The sequence below is a fragment of the Ruegeria atlantica genome (genome assembly GCF_013033965.1).
GTDB lineage: Bacteria > Pseudomonadota > Alphaproteobacteria > Rhodobacterales > Rhodobacteraceae > Ruegeria > Ruegeria atlantica_D.
Map to the genome: position 1 here is coordinate 54169 of NZ_WQFE01000011.1, position 17398 is coordinate 71566.

Here is a 17398-nt window from a genome sequence, read left to right on the forward strand (position 1 = left end):
CACATGCACGTCGTCTTTCGCGAAAGCCACGGGTTAGAAGAAACCGAAACCCCGACGGATCTGGGCCAGAGCCCGGCGGATCTGGTGGTGTTGTCCTTCTCGGACAGTGACCTTGGCGCTTTCGCGGCAGGATGGCATCGCGGTGGCGGCGCCGAGGGGCGGATGCCGACGATGCGACTGGCCAATCTGACAGCGTTGAAACACCCGTTGTCCGTCGACACTTACGTCGAGCAGACGCTTGAGGGAGCCAAGGGCATTCTGATCCGTTTGATCGGTGGTGTGCCCTACTGGCCCTACGGGTTGCAGCAGGTTCTGGCGTTGGCACAATCCAAAGGTATCGCAGTTGCTGTTTTACCAGCGGATGGGCGTGAGGATACGCGGCTGGACGACTACTCCACCCTGCCCGTCTCGACGCTGCGGCGGCTCGCGCATCTCTGCGACACCGGTGGAGAAGTCGCGGCGCAGGCCGCACTAGCGCAGATGGCCTTGGCTGCGGGGCTTTACGCCGGGCCGGTGATGGGCGCAAAGACCCTGCCGGATTGTGGCGTTTGGTGTCCGGATCGCGGAGTCATCCCGGTGGAAAAGGCGTTCACGGGCGACGCCAAGCGCATTCTTGTGACGTTCTACCGCGCCTATCTGACCTCAGCCGACACCGCCCCAATCGCGACCCTGATCCGTAGCCTGCGATCTCGTGGATATGAGGCGGCGGGCCTGTTTGCACCGTCGCTTAAAGCCCCGGCTGCTGCCGATTGGCTGCGCGAGCAGATGGTCGCGCTGGCCCCGTCGGCCATCATCAACGCCACATCCTTTTCCGGCAAAGGGGCTTCGGGCACCTCGCCGTTGGACGCAGCCAATGTTCCGGTGTTCCAGATCGCGCTGGCCACGTCGCGCCGCAAAGCCTGGGCTGAGGCGGAACGCGGTCTTTCGCCCGCCGATCTGGCGATGCATGTTGTCCTACCGGAAGTGGACGGGCGAATTTCTGCGGGCATCGCCTCTTTCAAGGAACCGGGCAAGCGTGACCCGCATCTGGAGTATTCCCGTTTTGCCCACCGGGCCGAACCGGAACGGATCGAGGCCATCATCGACCGTGTAACTGGTTGGATGAACCTGAACGACCGTCCGAAAGCAGATCAGGTGCCCGCACTGGTGCTGTCCACCTATCCCGGCAAGGACTGGCAGATGGCCCATGCGGTGGGCCTTGATGCACTGGCCTCGACCGAGGCGATGTTGTCCGATTTGCAGGGTGAAGGCTATGACACTGCACCCGCAGAGCCGATTGCCGAAACTCTGCTGGACGCCCGCATATCGTGGCCGCTACACGATTACCTCACCGCAATTGCCGATTTGCCAGAGCAATTGCGTTCAGATCTGAAAACCGTCTGGGGCAGCCCCGAGGATGACCCGGTGTTCGCCGATGGCGCGTTTCAGTTCACGGCTCTGCACCGGGGCAAAGCGCTGGTAGCGCTGCAGCCTGAACGCGGCACGCCTGAATTGCGCGATGACGATTACCATGACCTGTCGCGCACCCCGCGCCACAGTTATGTCGCCTTCTATCTGTGGCTGCGAAAAGGCCTTGAGGCAGACGCTCTGATCCACATCGGTGCGCACGGCACTTTGGAATGGCTGCCCGGCAAGTCGGTCGCGCTGTCCAACGAATGCTGGCCCGAGGTTCTGATCGGCGACCTGCCCGTCATCTACCCGTTCATCGTCAACGACCCCGGCGAGGCCGCGCAGGCCAAACGCCGGATCGGGGCGGTCACGTTGGGCCATATCCCGCCGCCGATGAAAGAAAGCGGCACGCCGGACCGGATGGTGCGGCTTGAATCGCTGCTGGATGAGTTCTCGAACGCTGACGGCTTGGACCCCAAGCGCCGCGACCGCCTGCAAGAAGATATCCGCGACGAAGCGCAGGCCATCGGGTTGGAGAGCGATCTTGGTCTCGATCAGGCCACCTGTACTGCCGAGGCGATCACCCGCATCGACCGTTTTGTCTGTGACATTAAAGAAAGCCAGTTTGGCGACGGGCTGCATATCTTTGGACGCGTACCCGAAGTGGCTGCCAACTTCGACACTGCCCCCTCGGCCCACGCCGAACGTAAAGCCCTGATCGACGCGTTGGCGGGTAAACGGATCGATGCCGGTCCCTCCGGGTCCCCCTATCGCGGGCGGTCTGACGTGCTGCCTACCGGACGCAATCTGTATACTACCGATCCGCGCTCAGTGCCGACCCGTGCGGCATATACCCAAGGCGTGAAACTGGCCGAGGAATTGGTGCGGCGACACCTGCAGGAAGAAGGCGACTACCCGAAGGGCCTGATCGTTGATCTCTGGGGTTCAGCTACGATGCGCACGGCGGGTGAGGAATTCGCCATGGCGTTGCACCTGCTGGGCGTCAAACCCGTCTGGGACAAAGGATCCGAGCGGGTCTCGGGAATTGAGGTGCTGCCGATCACCGACCTCAGCCGCCCCCGCCTGGACGTGACTCTGCGCGTGTCGGGCCTGTTCCGGGACGTATTCCCGACGCTCTCGGCGCTTTATGGTCAAGCCGTTCGCGCCTTGTGCGACCGTGACGAGGCACCCGACTGGAACCCCTATGCGGGGCAGACCCCGACATCGCGTGTCTTTGGCCCGGCCCCGGGCAGCTATGGCGTGAACATGACGCAACTGTCCGAAATCTATACGGATGAGGCCCGCATCCAGGCCGGTGAAGCGTGGCTTGAGGCCAGCTCATTCGCTTTAGAAGGCGAACACATCGCTCAGGACGTCGACGGCATTGCTCAGCGCGTCGCCAATGCGGACAGCTTCGTCCATCTGCAGGACTTGACTGAAACCGATCTTTTGTTGGCCAACGACTATGCCACCCATGAGGCCGGATTTGCCGCCGCCAAGAAGATCACCGGCGGCACCGCGCAGCTTTATCATCTGGACAACACAAGCCCGGAAAACCCGCGTGCTCGAACGCTCCCTGAAGAAATCAGCCGCGTCGTACACGCCCGCGCTGCCAATCCCGGCTGGATCGCAGGCATGCAGAGGCATGGCTTCCGGGGCGCTGCGGAAATCGCGGCGACGCTGGATCACATGGCCTCTTTCGCCCATCTGTCAGGCACGGTCGCGCCGCATCTGTTCGACCTCTATCACGACGCCACTTTGGGCGACGCCGAGGTCGACGCGTTTTTGCAAGAGGCCAACCCGCGCGCGTATCAGGCCATGCAGGACCGGTTCCGCGCCTTGCTGGACGCGGGCCTTTGGAACACGCGCCGAAACTCAATCCGCGCCGATCTGGAGGGGCTGGGATGAGCGCCCCGGTCGTTCAGGGCTGGTGCCCGGGCGCGCATCGGCCGATGATGTCCGGCGACGGTCTTGTCGTTCGCGTACGCCCGCGTCTGGCCCGGCTCAACACCGAGCAGGTGCTTGGCCTATGCAAGTTGGCCGAGCGATTTGGCAATGGCACGATCGACCTTACCAATCGGGCCAATCTACAGCTGCGTGGGGTCAAAGAAAAAGATCACCTGGAATTGCTGGCCGAATTGGCCGCACTGAACCTCTTGGATTCCGAGCCCAGTATTGAAGTGCGCCGCAACATCCTTGTGACACCTCTTTACCAATTGAGTGATCGAACCACACGGTTGACCCAGGAGCTGATCGATCGGTTGAAGGAACTGCCAACCCTGCCTGCCAAATTCGGCTTTGCCATCGACACTGGTCCCAATCGACTGCTGTCGGCGGATTCAGCCGATATCCGGATTGAAGCGGATCCCGAAGGCCTCATCCTGCGCGCCGACGGGGCCAAGACTGGCTGCGCGGTTACAGAAACCAACGCGATCGACCGGCTTATCGCTCTGGCAGAGTGGTTTTCCGAGCGGTTCACACCGGAAACACGCCGTATGGCACGGGTCGTCGCATCGCAGGACTTGCCAGCAAAATGGCAAGGCCGCGCGCCCGGTGACATCGGCTCACGGCTGCAACCCGGTTCTTCCGATCTTGGCGCGCTATATGGCGCGGCGTTTGGACAATTGCCCGCGCGACAACTCTCTGACCTTATGGCAGACAGCGGCGCATCTGCCTTGCGGGTCACCCCGTGGCGGCTGATCCTGCTGGAAGGCGGGGCGGCGGTACACGCACCGGACTTTGTCACGGATGGCACCGACCCGCTGATGACAACCGACGCCTGCCCCGGCGCACCCTTCTGCCCGCAAGCACAGGTGGAAACCCGCAAGGTAGCGCGTACGTTGGCCGCGCAGGTTACAGGCAGCCTGCACGTATCCGGTTGCGCCAAAGGCTGCGCCCGTATGGGTCCGGAAAATGTCACTCTGGTCGGCAAGGATGGACGATTTGATCTTGTCAAAAACGGCTGTGCGGGGGATGAGCCGTCCCAACGCGGGCTGACACCCGAAACACTTATGACGATGGACCTCACCTGATGCCTTATGAATACGAAACCGATGGCGCGGCGATCTACAAGCAAAGCTTTGCCACGATCCGGTCCGAGGCCGATCTGGCGCGTTTTGATGCCGATGAAGAACAGGTCGCGGTTCGCATGATCCACGCCGCCGGGATGGTGGGGCTGGAAGAATTTGTGCATTTCTCGCCCGGCTTCGTGTCGGCCGCGCGCACCGCACTGGAAAATGGCGCACCGATCCTGTGCGACGCACGTATGGTCAGCGAAGGTGTCACGCGCTTTCGTCTGCCTGCCGATAATGAGGTGATATGCACCCTGCATGACGAACGCGTGCGTCCTCTGGCGGCTGAGATGAGCAACACCCGATCCGCTGCTGCGCTGGAACTGTGGCGTCCGCAACTGGAGGGCGCTGTGGTCGCCATCGGCAACGCACCGACCGCGCTGTTTCACCTGCTGAACATGCTGGAGGACCCCGACTGCCCGCGCCCTGCCGCCATCATTGGCTGCCCGGTTGGCTTTGTCGGTGCGGTAGAATCCAAGGACGCCTTGTGGGAGGCACAGCCTGTGCCGTCGTGCATCGTCAAGGGCCGTCTGGGCGGCAGCGCCATCACCGTCGCGGCAATCAACGCAATCGCGAGCCGCGCTGAATGAGCGGCGGTAAGATATACGGCGTAGGCCTTGGCCCCGGCGACCCCGACCTGATGAGCGTCCGGGCGGACCGTCTGCTGCGCAATGCCCGCCACGTGGCGTTTTTTCGCAAACCCGGCCGCAGCGGTCAGGCCCGCAAGATCGTCAATGGGATGATCCCCAAAGGCGCCATCGAATTTCCGATGGAATACCCGGTCACCACGGAAATCCCGCTGGATGATCCGCGATATAACGAATTGCTCTCGGCCTTCTACAAGGACTGCGCCGCGCATCTAAAAACTCTGTCGGATCAGGGTGAGGACGTGGTGGTTTTGTGTGAGGGTGATCCGTTCTTCTACGGATCTTTCATGCATCTTTACAGCCGCTTACGCGATCAGGCTGATGTCGAAGTTGTGCCAGCCATCACCGGCATGTCCGGTGCGTGGACCGCGACAGGCGACCCGATCACCTGGGGTGATGATGTGCTTACGGTTTTGGTCGGCACCCTGCCCGAAGAAGATCTGGCGAAGCGTATGGCACAGACCGACGCTTTGGTTGTCATGAAAATCGGGCGCAACATCAATAAGGTGAAACGCGCGTTGAAAACAGCCGGTCTGTATGACCGCGCCTGGATCGTCGAATTTGCCCAGATGCCGAACCAGACAGTGGCGAAACTGTCCGAGGTTTGTGAGAAAGTCACCCCCTATTTCTCGATCATCATTGTGCATGGCCAGGGGCGGCGGCCATGAGCGGTTGGGTCAAGATTGCGGGTCTTGGGCCGGGCAACGAAGACTTGGTGACGCCCGAAGTTTCGACCGCCCTGGCTGAGGCTACGGATGTGGTTGGCTATATTCCCTACGTCGCGCGTGTGGCGGAACGCCCCGGCCTGACATTGCACGCCAGTGATAACCGTGTTGAGATCGACCGCTCGCAGCACGCCTTGCAGATGGCCGCGGAAGGGAAACGTGTGGTCGTGGTGTCTTCTGGCGATCCGGGTGTGTTCGCCATGGCTGCTGCTGCGTTCGAAGCTCTGGAGAACGGGCCGGCCGAATGGCGCGAAATTCCCATCGATGTCCTGCCGGGGATTACCGCGATGCTGGCGGCTTCGGCGCGCGCCGGTGCTCCGCTGGGGCATGATTTTTGCGCGATCAACCTCAGCGACAATCTGAAACCGTGGTCCTTGATCGAAAAACGCCTTCGCTTGGCGGCGCAGGGCGATTTTGCGATGGCCTTCTACAACCCTCGATCAAAATCCCGCCCGGAAGGCTTTGTCAAAACGCTGGAAATTCTGCGCGAGGAATGCGAACCCGAGCGCTTGATCCTTTTCGCTCGAGCCGTATCCCGCGCAGATGAGGCGATCCGAATTTCGACGCTGGCCGAAGCGACGCCGGATATGGCCGATATGCAAACCGTGGTCATTGTCGGATCCTCCCTGACCCGCGTGATAGAACGCGACAGCGCTCCGATCGTCTACACCCCGAGGTTCACACCGGGATGAGCCAGCCAGCCCAGAACTTGCGTCACGCTCGACAGTTCGGTCCTTTGCGGAAGGGTCGGTCTGTCGATCATCAGCACCGGCACACCCAGCGCACGTGCGGCGTCCAGCTTAGCCCGCGCACCGGTTCCGCCAGAGTTCTTGGACACAACCAGTTCGATATCATACTGCTGTATCAGCGCCCGGTCCCCTGCCTCAGTGAACGGTCCGCGCGACACGATCACATCGCAATTCGGCAGCGTCAGCGTATAGGGTTCGTCCACCAACCGCAGCAGGTATCGATGTTGGGGCTGGGCGGCGAATTCCTCAAGATGCATACGGCCAACGGCCAGAAAAACGCGCCGCGCGGGGCCAGTCAAAGCCGTAACCGCCGCGTCAATATCAGACACATGCTGCCAACGATCCTTGCCCTGCGCGCGCCATGCCGGGCGCGTCAACGCCGCCAAGGGCACCTCGGCCTCGCGGCATGCTGCAATGGCATTCGCACTCATCTGTGCTGCGAAGGGATGGGTGGCATCAACCACATGGGTGATCGCGTGATCCTTAAGGTACCGCGCCAGACCTTCGACACCGCCGAACCCACCGACACGTACCGGCAAGGGCTGGGGCCTTGGATTGTCCACCCGACCGGCATAGGAATAGATCGCCGGGATGCCATGCTCGGCCAGAATTTTGGCCAGCGCATTGGCCTCGGTCGTGCCACCAAGGATCAGGAGGTTGGTCATGCATGAGGCTCCGTGGCTAAGCGTTTTGGGCTTGGGCGAAGATGGACTGGATGGCCTGTCACCTGCAAGTCGTCAAGTGCTGGAGCGCGCCGAAATCATCATGGGCCCTCCGCGTCACCTGTCTCTGATCCCGGACACTGGTGCAAAGCGTGTGGAATGGCCGGTGCCTTTTTCCGACGGACTGCCGATCCTGACTGAATTTCGCGGTCGGGCAACAGTTGTTCTCGCCTCGGGTGATCCCTTCTGGTTCGGCGCGGGCTCGGTCATCGCTCGCAATTTCGGTTCTGATGAATGGGTTGCCCTGCCCGGTCAGTCCACCTTTTCCCTCGCCGCTGCGCGTCTGGGCTGGCCGTTGGAAAGCACGCAGACATTCGGCCTGCACGCGGCCCCTCTGACCCGATTGCGCCCGCATCTGTCGCCAGGATTGCGCGCCATCTTGCTGTTGCGCAATGGGCCTGCCGTGGCCGAGCTAGCTACATACCTGAATGAAACGGGTTTCCCCGATACTCAACTGCATGTCATGGAAGCCCTTGGCGGTCCCCGTGAACGGTCGCGCAGCGTGTCGTTGACCGAAGCGCTGCTGGGCGGTTTCGACCACCCGGTATGCGTGGGGCTTGAAGTTGCGGGCGGAGGACAGGCGTTGCCCAAGGCCTCTGGCAAGCCCGATGAAATATTCGAAAACGACGGCCAGATCACCAAACGTCCTGTGCGCGCGCTGACCTTGTCCGCTCTGGCCCCTAAACGTGGTGAGCATCTGTGGGATATCGGCGGCGGCACCGGCTCGATCAGTATCGAGTGGCTGATGTGCGACCCGACCCTGACCGCGACCACGATCGAACCCCGCGAAGATCGCGCCGAGCGTATTCGCCGCAACGCCGATGCGCTGGGACAGGACCGGCTGAATGTGGTCCATGGTACCGCGCCGGATGCGCTGGACGGGTTGGCCCTGCCGGATGTCGTCTTCATCGGCGGGGGCCTCAGCTACACGTTGCTTGAATGGCTGTACGACATGCTGCCCACAACTACGCGATTGGTCGCCAACGCAGTGACTTTGGAAAGCGAAATCCTTCTCGCACAATGGCAAGAGAAAATTGGCGGCGAACTTCTGCGGATCGAGCTGGCGCAAGCCGCTCCGCTGGGTCCTCGGCGCGGCTGGAAATCCGCCTACCCGGTCGTGCAATGGAGCGTCATCCTATGATCGTTGCGGGTTTGGGATTTTCATCGGCGGCCACAGTGGACAGCCTGCGTGCGGCCTTCGACCGGGCCAGCAACGGGCAGACCATCGACGCGCTGGCTACTGTCGCTGACAAAGAAGGCCACGCCGCACTGGCCCAATTCGCAGCATCCGCCGCCCTGCCCCTGCATTTCATCGCTGCCACTGATCTGGCGGGACAGCGCACTCTCACCTGCTCGAACCGCAGCCGTGCCACATATGGCACCGGCAGCGTGGCCGAAGCATCCGCCCTTGCCGCCGCCGGATCTGGTGCGCGGCTGACCTCACCCAGACACATCTCGGACGACCGGCTTGCCACTTGCGCCGTCGCCATCGGAGGACAAACATGACCGTTCATTTCATCGGTGCCGGACCCGGCGCTGCCGACCTTCTGACCCTGCGGGGCCGTGATATCATCGCATCCTGTCCGGTGTGCTTGTACGCAGGTTCGCTGGTGCCCGAAGAAATCCTTGGCCACTGTCCCGAGGGCGCAAAGATCATCAACACCGCACCGATGGATCTGGACCAGATCATGGTCGAAATCGAGACCGCGCATAAGGCAGGTCAGGACGTCGCTCGGCTGCATTCCGGAGACCTGTCCGTCTGGTCGGCGATGGGCGAACAGATCCGGCGGCTGAAAGAAATGGGCATTCCCGTCAGTGTCACACCTGGCGTGCCGTCCTTTGCGGCCGCCGCGGCCTCGCTGGGAACGGAACTAACCCTGCCCGGACTTGCACAGTCTGTCGTTTTGACCCGGACGCCCGGCCGTGCCTCTTCCATGCCCGAGGGCGAAACGCTTGAGAACTTTGCCCGCACTGGTGCGACCTTGGCAATCCACCTATCGATTGGCAATCTGAATAAGGTGATCGCAGACCTTACCCCGGCCTACGGTGCTGAGTGCCCGGTTGCAGTGGTGTATCGCGCCAGCTGGCCGGATGAACGGATCATTCGCGCCACATTGGCAACCCTGAAAGACGCGCTAGACGACAGCATCTCTCGCACCGCTTTGATCATGGTCGGTCCGGCCCTCGCGGGCAAAGGCTTTGATGAAAGTTGCCTGTATTCAAAAGATTACGACCGCCGGTACCGCCCGCAAAGCGCGGACAGCCCGTGGTCGAGCTGGAGCCCCGAGAATGAATGACGGGATGACTAACCCACCGGGACTGCTGATTTCCGCGCCGTCTTCCGGGACGGGCAAAACCACCGTCATGTTGGGCTTGTTGCGTGCCCTAGCCGAGGATGGCCTGACCGTACAGCCATTCAAGAGTGGCCCGGACTATATCGACCCCGCCTTTCACCGCGCCGCAGCCGGGCGCGCCTCGTTCAATCTGGACAGCTGGGCGATGGCCAATCCGCTGCTGAGCGCGATTTCTGCCCAGGCCAAGGGGGCAGATATCGTCGTGGCCGAGGGGTCGATGGGTCTGTTCGATGGTGTCGCCAAGCCCGGAGAGCTGGGTCATGGCTCTAGCGCGGAGACCGCGCAGCGTATGGGCTGGCCGGTCGTTCTGGTTCTGGACGTGGGCGGTCAGGCCCAGTCGGCGGCGGCAACAGCCTTGGGGTTTCGGATGTACAACCCCGACCTGCCTTTTGCCGGTGTGATCCTGAACCGTTGCGCCAGCCCCCGTCACGAACGCCTGACCCGGTTGGGAATGGAGCGTGCAGGGCTGCCGGTTTTGGGCGTGCTGCCTCGACGCGGAGACCTGACTCTGCCCGAACGGCACCTTGGTCTGATCCAAGCCGTCGAACATCCCGATCTGGAAAACGCCATTGCCGGGTATGCTGCGTTCCTGCGCGAACATGTGGATCTTGAAGCAATCAAGGCTGCGGCCTCCTCAGGCCCCAATGGGCCATCGTCAGCCGCGCTGCCGCGGCCCCCGGCTCAGCGGATTGCCCTAGCTCGGGATGCGGCGTTTTCGTTCACCTATCCGCATTTGCTGAAAGGTTGGCGCGAAGCGGGTGCGGAAATCCTGCCGTTTTCACCGCTGGCCGATGAAGCACCTGCTGCGGATGCCGATCTGATCTGGTTGCCCGGTGGATACCCTGAGCTGCATGCTGGCACACTGGCTGCTGCCGACACATTCCTGAGCGGTCTGCGCAAACACGCGGAGACCAAACCCGTTCACGGTGAGTGCGGTGGCTACATGGCGTTGGGCGAGGCCTTGATCGACAAGGGAGGGGTTCGGCATCAGATGGTGGGTCTGCTTGGGCTTGTGACCTCTTATGAGAAGCGCAAATTCAATCTTGGGTACCGCAAGGCGCAGTTGCTGGCCCCTATGCCGGGATTCTCCACTGATGCGACGTTGCGGGGCCATGAGTTCCACTATTCTTCGATTTTGGAACAGCCCGACGCGCCATTGGCCCGGGTGTTCGATGCCGAAGGGGTTGAGGGCCCACAAACCGGATCGGTTCGCGGCAATGTAACAGGAACATTCTTTCATCTGATTGCAGAGGCACAAGCATGAGCGGTTTCGTTTCGTTCATTGGCTCCGGTCCCGGAGATCCGGAACTGCTGACCCTAAAGGCCGTGGACCGGCTGCAAAAAGCAGACGCAGTGCTGTTTGACGACCTCAGCAGTGGTCCGATCCTTGGCCATGCGCATCAGGATGCGGACCTTGTCGGGGTTGGCAAACGCGCAGGCCGCCCCTCGCCCAAGCAGGACCATGTCAGCCGTTTGTTGGTGGATTACGCCAAGACCGGTGCCCGCGTTGTGCGCTTGAAATCCGGCGATGGCGGTCTGTTTGGGCGTCTGGAGGAAGAACTGGTGGCGCTGCGTGAGGCCGGGATCGAATACGAGATCATCCCCGGCATCCCTTCGGCGGTTGCCGCTGCGGCGGCGGCTGGGATTCCCCTGACACGGCGGCTGACGGCGCGGCGCGTGCAGTTCGTCACCGGCCACGATGTCAGCGGCAAGTTGCCTGATGATCTCAATCTACCTGCCCTTGCCGATCCAGATGCCACCACCGTCGTTTTCATGGGCAAACGTACATTTCCATTGCTGGTCAATGCATTGAACGAACATGGTTTGCCACTGGAAACACCGGCGCTGATGGCCGAATCTGTATCGACCCCGGATCAGGTGTTGCATAGATCGACGGTTGGTGGTTTGGCAAAAAAGCTGTGTGCTGAGATTGGCACGGCTCCCGCTCTGATCCTGTATGGCCCACTGGCAGAGACCGACGATGTTTGACCTGACCCTGATCGGAATTGGCACCGGCAACCCGGACCACCTGACGTTTCAGGGCGCGCAAGCCATTCAAGATGCGGACCTGATCCTGATCCCTCGCAAAGGCGAGAACAAGGCCGATCTGGCCGGGCTGCGAGAAGAGATAATCGCTCAGGTCTGCGATACGCCGCCACAAGTCGCATATTTCGATATTCCCAAACGGCGCGCCGATGATGGGTATCTGCGCGGCGTGGACGAATGGCACGATGCAATTGCATTGCGGTGGCAAGAGGCGATCTCGGCGTATCCCAATGCAGAGCGGGTGGCGCTGCTGATATGGGGCGATCCGTCCCTATATGACAGTTCGCTGCGCATCGCCTCGCGGCTGAAGCCGCAACCGGAAACACGTGTGATCCCCGGCATCACTGCGTTACAGGCGCTGACGGCGGCGCATGCGATACCGATCAACGATCTGGGCGCGCCGTATATTGTGACCACAGGTCGGCGCATTCGGGATGAAGGTTGGCCGCCAAACGCCTCAAAAGTGGCTGTTATGCTGGATGGCGAGTGCTCGTTCCAAAGCCTTGATATGGCGGGCTATGATATCTGGTGGGGCGCTTATGTGGGCATGAAAGAAGAAATTCTGATTAACGGTCCATTGGCGCAGGTCGCCCCGCAAATCGTCGAGACACGGGCAACGGCGCGGGCAGATCATGGCTGGATCATGGATATATACCTGCTGAAAAAGCGCACGACCTGATCCAAGGTTTTTTTGACTGATGCGCGACACCACCCACGGGATTGTGACTGCGCGAAACACGAGTTTCTGGCATCAATCCAGCACCCGAATGCATGAGGACAGCACGATGAAGGCTATTTCGACCGTACTGTGTTTTCTGGCACTTCCAGCGCTGGCGCAAGAAGCAATGCAGGGCTGGGCCGTGCATTCGACAGACAAAACCTATGATGCGCTGGTCGCAGATACGAAGGCCGCCGTCAAAGAACATGGTCTGATCGTTGTAACGCAGGCTGGTCCCACCAAGGCAGCGGCAGCCCGAGGGATCACCATTCCGGGTAATCTGGTGATCGGTGCGTTTAACAACGACTACGCCGTGCGGGTTCTGGAAACCTCAGTGAACGCTATGATCGAAGCGCCAATCCGCTTCTACGTGACCGAGAATACGGACGGCACGGCGTCATTGTCCTACAAAACCCCAAGCCATGTCTTTGCCCCTTATGCTCAGCAAGGCGGCGAACCACTGCAGGAAATTGCCCAAGAACTGGACGAAAAGTTTCAGGCCGTGGCGGAAATCGCAGTCAAATAGTCACACTGCTGTGAACCAGCTTGCGTCCGGACGCGCCCTAAGCAATCTGCAATGACGTATTTTTTCGGAGCATAACTGATGCAGGACCTCTCGCCACGCGCTGCGGATCTTTTGGCCCAAAGGCTTTATGAGGCCGGATGCCGCCATGCCTTTGGCATGCCCGGTGGCGAGGTTCTGACGTTGGTGGATGCGCTGGAACAGGCGGGGATCACCTTTCACCTGACCAAGCACGAAAACGCCGCCGGTTTCATGGCCGAGGCCGTGCATCACCGCGACAGCGCACCTGCGATTCTGGTGGCGACGCTTGGCCCCGGTGCGATGAACGGGATCAACGTGGTCGCCAACGCCTTGCAGGACCGGGTGCCCATGATCGTGCTGACCGGTTGCGTCGATGCGGATGAAGCGCTGACTTATACCCATCAGGTTATGGATCACGCACAGGTCTATCGCTCGATCACCAAAGGAACCTTTAAACTGACGGCACAGGGCGCGGATATCGTGGCAGACAAGGCCGTATCGCTGGCCAACCAGCCGCGCCCCGGACCTGTGCATATCGACGTACCGATCTCGGTTGCGGATACGCGCGTATCCGGCGTCAAGACGCGGCGGCTTGTTAAGGCTGCAGCCGTTGCGCCCGAGGGAAATTGTCTTGAAAAAGCGCGCCGCTGGGTGGCTGACGCCGAACGCCCTATCGCAATTGTCGGGCTGGACGTGTTGTATGACGGATCGCGCAATGTCGTGCAGGCCTTTCTGGAGCATTTCGGTATCCCCTTTGTCACGACTTACAAGGCCAAGGGCGTTGTCCCCGAAGATAACCCTCTGTGCCTTGGCGGGGCCGGGTTGTCGCCGCTGGCCGACAAGCATCTTTTGCCGCTGGTTGAACAGGCCGATCTGGTCCTGTGCCTTGGCTATGACCCGATCGAGATGCGCCCCGGCTGGCGCGAGGTCTGGGACCCCGAAAAAAAGCGCGTCATCGACATCTCGGCCGTGGTCAACGACCACTACATGCATCAGGCCAGTCTGAATATGGTCGCCGACACCGGGGCTACGCTGGAGGCGATCGCAAAAGGCAATCCTGCCCGCGAGACTTGGCCGGCTGGCGAACCCACGCAAGTCAAAGCCGCGTTGGCACAGGCCTTCCCGACTGACGAGGCGTGGGGCCCCGCCGCCATTATAGCCGAAACTCGTGCCACCCTGCCCGCTGAAACATTAGCCACGGCTGACAGCGGCGCACATCGCATCCTGCTGAGCCAGATGTGGGAATGTTCCGAGGAACGCGGGCTGATCCAATCCTCGGCGCTGTGTACCATGGGCTGCGCCGTGCCGATGGCGATAGGCCTGAAACTGGCCGAACCGAACCGCCCGGTCATCAGCTTTTCGGGCGATGCCGGGTTCCTGATGGTTGCCGGAGAGTTGTCGACCGCCGCCGAGATGGGCGGAAACCCAATCTTTCTGGTCTTTGTCGATGCAAGCCTCGCGTTGATCGAGCTGAAACAGCGCCAGCGCCAGATGGGCAACAGAGGTGTGGATTTCGACCGCCACGACTTTGCAGCCATGGGCCACGCTTTTGGCGGCAACGGCCACACCGTTCGCAACCGCGAGGAGCTACGCGCTGCTCTGAACGCGGCGATGAAAGCTAGCACGTTCACCGTGATTGCCGCCGAAATCGACCGTGGAGGCTATGATGGCCGGATCTGAAGGACCGCTGAAGGGCGTCAAGGTATTGGACCTCAGCCGCATTTTGGCCGGACCTACCTGTACGCAATTGCTGGGTGATCTGGGCGCTAGCGTCATCAAGATCGAAAACCCCTCGACAGGTGGGGATGACACCCGTCAATGGGGTCCTCCATATGTTGAAGACGCGCAAGGCAACCGCTCTGATCTGAGCGCCTATTTCATGTCGGCCAATCGCAACAAGAAATCAGTCGCCATCGACATTACCACACCCCAAGGACAGTCTGAAATCAAACGGTTGGCGTCGCACGCCGATATTTTGATCGAAAACTTCAAACCCGGCGGGCTGGCGAAATATGGATTGGACTATGCAAGCCTGTCGCCAGAGTTTCCCAGCCTCGTCTATTGCTCGATCTCGGGTTACGGTCAGACCGGACCAAACGCGTCCAAGCCGGGCTATGACCTGATGGCGCAAGGGTACGGCGGGATCATGTCGTTGACCGGTGAGCCCGATGGTGCCCCGATGAAGGTGGGCGTGGGTATCGCCGATGTCATGTGCGGGATGTACGCAAGTGTCGGCATTCTGGCAGCCCTGCGCCACCGCGATCAGACCGGCGAAGGCCAGCAGATTGATCTGGCGCTGGTGGATGCGCAAATCGCCTGGCTGATCAACGAAGGGGTGAACTATCTGACCTCAGGCAACGTGCCCCAACGGCGCGGTAATGGGCATCCAAACATTGTACCCTATGACGTCTATGAGACTGCCGATGGCCATGTCATTCTGGCTGTTGGCAATGACAGCCAGTTCCGGCGCTTCTGCGAATTCATTAAGTGCCCCGATCTGGCGGATGACCCCCGTTTCGCCACCAATCCCGCCCGGCTTGATCACCGCGACGCGTTGAACGCCGTACTGCGCCCAGCGGTGAAGACCTATTCGTCCGAGACCATCATTGCCCAACTCGAAGCGCGCAAGGTTCCGGTTGGTCCGGTTCAGACCTTGGATCAGGTTTTCGCCACCGATCAGGTCGAATCCCGTCAGATGCAGATCGCGATGCAGGCCGCACCGGGTGATGTGCAACTGATCGGGAATCCGCTGAAACTGTCGCGCACGCCTGTAACATATCGGGCCGCCCCGCCCGTCTGCGGCGCGGATACGCAGGCCGTTCTGAGCGCTGAAAACCCCTTTGACGATTGAAACACTCTGCCTGTTTCGGCGGCATGTTGCTGAAACATGCCCTTGAATCGGCGGTTTTTTTCAATTTTCGCCCACACGGCATTTCACCAATTCGAGAGCAGGGTCGATACTGATACGACCCACCCAGAGTCTCTGCTACATCAGTTGTTGTAGAATTTCTCGATTGGATCGGAACATGAACATGAAGCAAGACGTTTTCGGACAGATGAACACCCTGAGCCACCCGGCAAGTGCCGAGGCGTGGGATGGTGTTCTGCTTGGGTTCATGGCCCATGCCGCCGTTACGCCACAGCATCTTGGCAAAGTTCTTGAGCTTGAGCCCGATTTTGCGCTGGGTCACGCGATCAAAGGCTTGTTCATGGTTCTGCTGGGCCGCCGCGAAATGATGCCGGTCGCCATCGAAGCCCTGGCCGCAGCCAACAGCGCCATGGAACGTCAGCCGGTCTCAGTGCGCGAACGGCTGTATGTCGAAGCGCTGGGTCTGTATCTGGCTGACCTGCCTACACAAGCCATCCAAAAGTTCGAAGAGATACTGCGCGCCCACCCGCAAGACACGCTTGCCATGAAGCTCAGCCATGCGACGCGATTTGTACTTGGCGACTCGGAAGGGATGCGCCGGTCGATCGAACGCGTTCTGCCTGCTTATGAACCCGATCATGCCGGTCGAGGTTACTTGCTGGGTTGTCATTCCTTTGCATTGGAAGAGACCGGTGCCTACGAAAAGGCCGAAATCGCCGGACGGCAGGCGCTGTGGATGGTCTCGGACGATGCCTGGGGTCTACACGCGGTCGCGCACGTGCACGAAATGACTGGCAACGCGCAGCTGGGCCTTGATTGGCTCGCGGGTCGCGAAGAGGCTTGGACCCACTGCAACAACTTCCGATATCACGTTTGGTGGCACAAGGCGCTGATGCATCTGGATTTGGGTCAGGTCGATCACGTGATGGAGCTGTATGACAACTACATCCGTCAGGACAAAACCGACGACTACCGCGATATTTCGAACGCCACGTCCCTGCTGTCACGGCTGGAACTTGAAGGCGTCAACGTGGGCAACCGCTGGGAAGAACTGGCAGATCTCAGCGCGGCGCGGGCCGAAGATGGCTGTCTGATCTTTGCTGACCTTCATTACCTTCTGGCGCTGACCGGCGACAACCGCACAGAGGCGACCGGTAAGATGTTGCAGCGTATTCAGAAAGATGCGCAGCGCAATCAGGGGGACACCCCGATCCGCATGTCCGATCCGGGCATTGCGGCGGCCAAAGGGCTTGAGGCCTTTGGCGATGGCCTCTACGGCGACGCCTTCGACTTTTTGTCGAGCGCCCGAGCAGGTATGCAACTGGCAGGTGGAAGCCACGCCCAACGTGATGTTTTCGAGCGCATCACAATTGATTCCGGCCTGCGTGCCGGCCGTCTGGATGCCGTCGAGCGCATCCTGGATGACCGTCGCGCCAAAAGAGCCGGGGGCGAAGACAATTACGCTCTCGCGCGCCGCGCATTGATCGATGCGGCACGTGACAACGGAGACGCACAAAGCGTCCCGGCTGAATAACAAAAACAAAGACCAAGAAGGACAGAATTC

Annotated in this window: 16 protein-coding genes; 15 read left to right on the forward strand and 1 reads right to left on the reverse strand. The window is 60.8% G+C overall.

Going from position 1 to position 17398, the window contains the following annotated elements:
- Positions 1-3 precede the first annotated feature (3 nt).
- From cobN to cobJ, 5 genes are read left to right on the forward strand one after another with little or no spacing between them, the layout of a single operon-like run.
- Positions 4-3297 (forward strand): cobaltochelatase subunit CobN, encoded by a 3294-nt coding sequence (cobN, locus tag GOW16_RS17885; protein ID WP_170417646.1) that lies wholly within the window; start codon positions 4-6, stop codon positions 3295-3297.
- Positions 3294-4421, forward strand: coding sequence for a precorrin-3B synthase (cobG, locus tag GOW16_RS17890; protein ID WP_170417649.1), 1128 nt, complete (start codon positions 3294-3296; stop codon positions 4419-4421). Before cobN ends, cobG begins: the two co-directional genes overlap by 4 nt.
- Positions 4421-5050, forward strand: a complete 630-nt coding sequence (locus tag GOW16_RS17895) for a precorrin-8X methylmutase (protein WP_170417652.1) — start codon at positions 4421-4423, stop codon at positions 5048-5050. Before cobG ends, GOW16_RS17895 begins: the two co-directional genes overlap by 1 nt.
- Positions 5047-5775 carry a precorrin-2 C(20)-methyltransferase gene (locus tag GOW16_RS17900; protein ID WP_170417655.1) on the forward strand — a complete coding sequence of 243 codons (729 nt, stop codon included), beginning with the start codon at positions 5047-5049 and terminating at the stop codon, positions 5773-5775. Before GOW16_RS17895 ends, GOW16_RS17900 begins: the two co-directional genes overlap by 4 nt.
- Positions 5772-6524: a precorrin-3B C(17)-methyltransferase gene (cobJ, locus tag GOW16_RS17905; protein WP_170417658.1), complete on the forward strand. Its 753-nt coding sequence runs from the start codon at positions 5772-5774 to the stop codon at positions 6522-6524. Before GOW16_RS17900 ends, cobJ begins: the two co-directional genes overlap by 4 nt.
- Here cobJ and GOW16_RS17910 read toward each other — a convergent pair.
- Positions 6497-7246, reverse strand: coding sequence for a cobalt-precorrin-6A reductase (locus GOW16_RS17910; protein ID WP_170417661.1), 750 nt, complete (start codon positions 7244-7246; stop codon positions 6497-6499). The two genes, cobJ and GOW16_RS17910, sit on opposite strands and share 28 nt — an antisense overlap.
- Here GOW16_RS17910 and cbiE point away from each other — a divergent pair.
- From cbiE to GOW16_RS17960, 10 genes are all read left to right on the forward strand, one after another.
- Positions 7245-8444 (forward strand): precorrin-6y C5,15-methyltransferase (decarboxylating) subunit CbiE, encoded by a 1200-nt coding sequence (gene cbiE / locus GOW16_RS17915; protein ID WP_170417664.1) that lies wholly within the window; start codon positions 7245-7247, stop codon positions 8442-8444. The genes GOW16_RS17910 and cbiE overlap by 2 nt on opposite strands.
- A complete protein-coding gene (locus GOW16_RS17920; protein ID WP_170418004.1) occupies positions 8441-8809 on the forward strand; it encodes a cobalamin biosynthesis protein in 369 nt (122 codons plus the stop codon). The genes cbiE and GOW16_RS17920 overlap by 4 nt, the downstream gene beginning before the upstream one ends.
- Positions 8806-9600: a precorrin-4 C(11)-methyltransferase gene (gene cobM / locus GOW16_RS17925; protein ID WP_170417667.1), complete on the forward strand. Its 795-nt coding sequence runs from the start codon at positions 8806-8808 to the stop codon at positions 9598-9600. Before GOW16_RS17920 ends, cobM begins: the two co-directional genes overlap by 4 nt.
- Positions 9593-10921: a cobyrinate a,c-diamide synthase gene (locus GOW16_RS17930; protein WP_254429840.1), complete on the forward strand. Its 1329-nt coding sequence runs from the start codon at positions 9593-9595 to the stop codon at positions 10919-10921. The genes cobM and GOW16_RS17930 overlap by 8 nt, the downstream gene beginning before the upstream one ends.
- Positions 10918-11646 (forward strand): uroporphyrinogen-III C-methyltransferase, encoded by a 729-nt coding sequence (gene cobA, locus GOW16_RS17935; protein WP_170417670.1) that lies wholly within the window; start codon positions 10918-10920, stop codon positions 11644-11646. Before GOW16_RS17930 ends, cobA begins: the two co-directional genes overlap by 4 nt.
- Positions 11639-12382 carry a precorrin-6A synthase (deacetylating) gene (cobF, locus tag GOW16_RS17940; RefSeq protein WP_170417673.1) on the forward strand — a complete coding sequence of 248 codons (744 nt, stop codon included), beginning with the start codon at positions 11639-11641 and terminating at the stop codon, positions 12380-12382. The genes cobA and cobF overlap by 8 nt, the downstream gene beginning before the upstream one ends.
- 166 nt (positions 12383-12548) lie before the next feature.
- Complete coding sequence (locus GOW16_RS17945; protein ID WP_438826277.1) at positions 12549-12947, forward strand: DUF302 domain-containing protein; 399 nt, start codon at positions 12549-12551, stop codon at positions 12945-12947.
- A gap of 78 nt (positions 12948-13025) precedes the next feature.
- Positions 13026-14645: a thiamine pyrophosphate-binding protein gene (locus tag GOW16_RS17950; RefSeq protein ID WP_170417676.1), complete on the forward strand. Its 1620-nt coding sequence runs from the start codon at positions 13026-13028 to the stop codon at positions 14643-14645.
- Positions 14632-15816 (forward strand): CaiB/BaiF CoA transferase family protein, encoded by a 1185-nt coding sequence (locus tag GOW16_RS17955; RefSeq protein ID WP_170417679.1) that lies wholly within the window; start codon positions 14632-14634, stop codon positions 15814-15816. Before GOW16_RS17950 ends, GOW16_RS17955 begins: the two co-directional genes overlap by 14 nt.
- Positions 15817-15997: 181 nt before the next feature.
- Positions 15998-17368 (forward strand): tetratricopeptide repeat protein, encoded by a 1371-nt coding sequence (locus GOW16_RS17960; RefSeq protein WP_170417682.1) that lies wholly within the window; start codon positions 15998-16000, stop codon positions 17366-17368.
- Positions 17369-17398 lie beyond the last annotated feature (30 nt).

What these genes read in the sequence shown, in the direction of transcription:
- GOW16_RS17910 (WP_170417661.1), bottom strand. Translation starts at nt 7,246, where the DNA reads ATGACCAACCTCCTGATCCTTGGTGGCACGACCGAGGCCAATGCGCTG.
- GOW16_RS17960 (WP_170417682.1), top strand. Translation starts at nt 15,998, where the DNA reads ATGAAGCAAGACGTTTTCGGACAGATGAACACCCTGAGCCACCCGGCA.
- GOW16_RS17955 (WP_170417679.1), top strand. Translation starts at nt 14,632, where the DNA reads ATGGCCGGATCTGAAGGACCGCTGAAGGGCGTCAAGGTATTGGACCTC.
- cobF (WP_170417673.1), top strand. Translation starts at nt 11,639, where the DNA reads ATGTTTGACCTGACCCTGATCGGAATTGGCACCGGCAACCCGGACCAC.
- cobA (WP_170417670.1), top strand. Translation starts at nt 10,918, where the DNA reads ATGAGCGGTTTCGTTTCGTTCATTGGCTCCGGTCCCGGAGATCCGGAA.
- GOW16_RS17945 (WP_438826277.1), top strand. Translation starts at nt 12,549, where the DNA reads ATGCAGGGCTGGGCCGTGCATTCGACAGACAAAACCTATGATGCGCTG.
- GOW16_RS17930 (WP_254429840.1), top strand. Translation starts at nt 9,593, where the DNA reads ATGAATGACGGGATGACTAACCCACCGGGACTGCTGATTTCCGCGCCG.
- cobM (WP_170417667.1), top strand. Translation starts at nt 8,806, where the DNA reads ATGACCGTTCATTTCATCGGTGCCGGACCCGGCGCTGCCGACCTTCTG.
- cbiE (WP_170417664.1), top strand. Translation starts at nt 7,245, where the DNA reads ATGCATGAGGCTCCGTGGCTAAGCGTTTTGGGCTTGGGCGAAGATGGA.
- GOW16_RS17900 (WP_170417655.1), top strand. Translation starts at nt 5,047, where the DNA reads ATGAGCGGCGGTAAGATATACGGCGTAGGCCTTGGCCCCGGCGACCCC.
- GOW16_RS17950 (WP_170417676.1), top strand. Translation starts at nt 13,026, where the DNA reads ATGCAGGACCTCTCGCCACGCGCTGCGGATCTTTTGGCCCAAAGGCTT.
- GOW16_RS17920 (WP_170418004.1), top strand. Translation starts at nt 8,441, where the DNA reads ATGATCGTTGCGGGTTTGGGATTTTCATCGGCGGCCACAGTGGACAGC.
- cobG (WP_170417649.1), top strand. Translation starts at nt 3,294, where the DNA reads ATGAGCGCCCCGGTCGTTCAGGGCTGGTGCCCGGGCGCGCATCGGCCG.
- cobN (WP_170417646.1), top strand. Translation starts at nt 4, where the DNA reads ATGCACGTCGTCTTTCGCGAAAGCCACGGGTTAGAAGAAACCGAAACC.
- cobJ (WP_170417658.1), top strand. Translation starts at nt 5,772, where the DNA reads ATGAGCGGTTGGGTCAAGATTGCGGGTCTTGGGCCGGGCAACGAAGAC.
- GOW16_RS17895 (WP_170417652.1), top strand. Translation starts at nt 4,421, where the DNA reads ATGCCTTATGAATACGAAACCGATGGCGCGGCGATCTACAAGCAAAGC.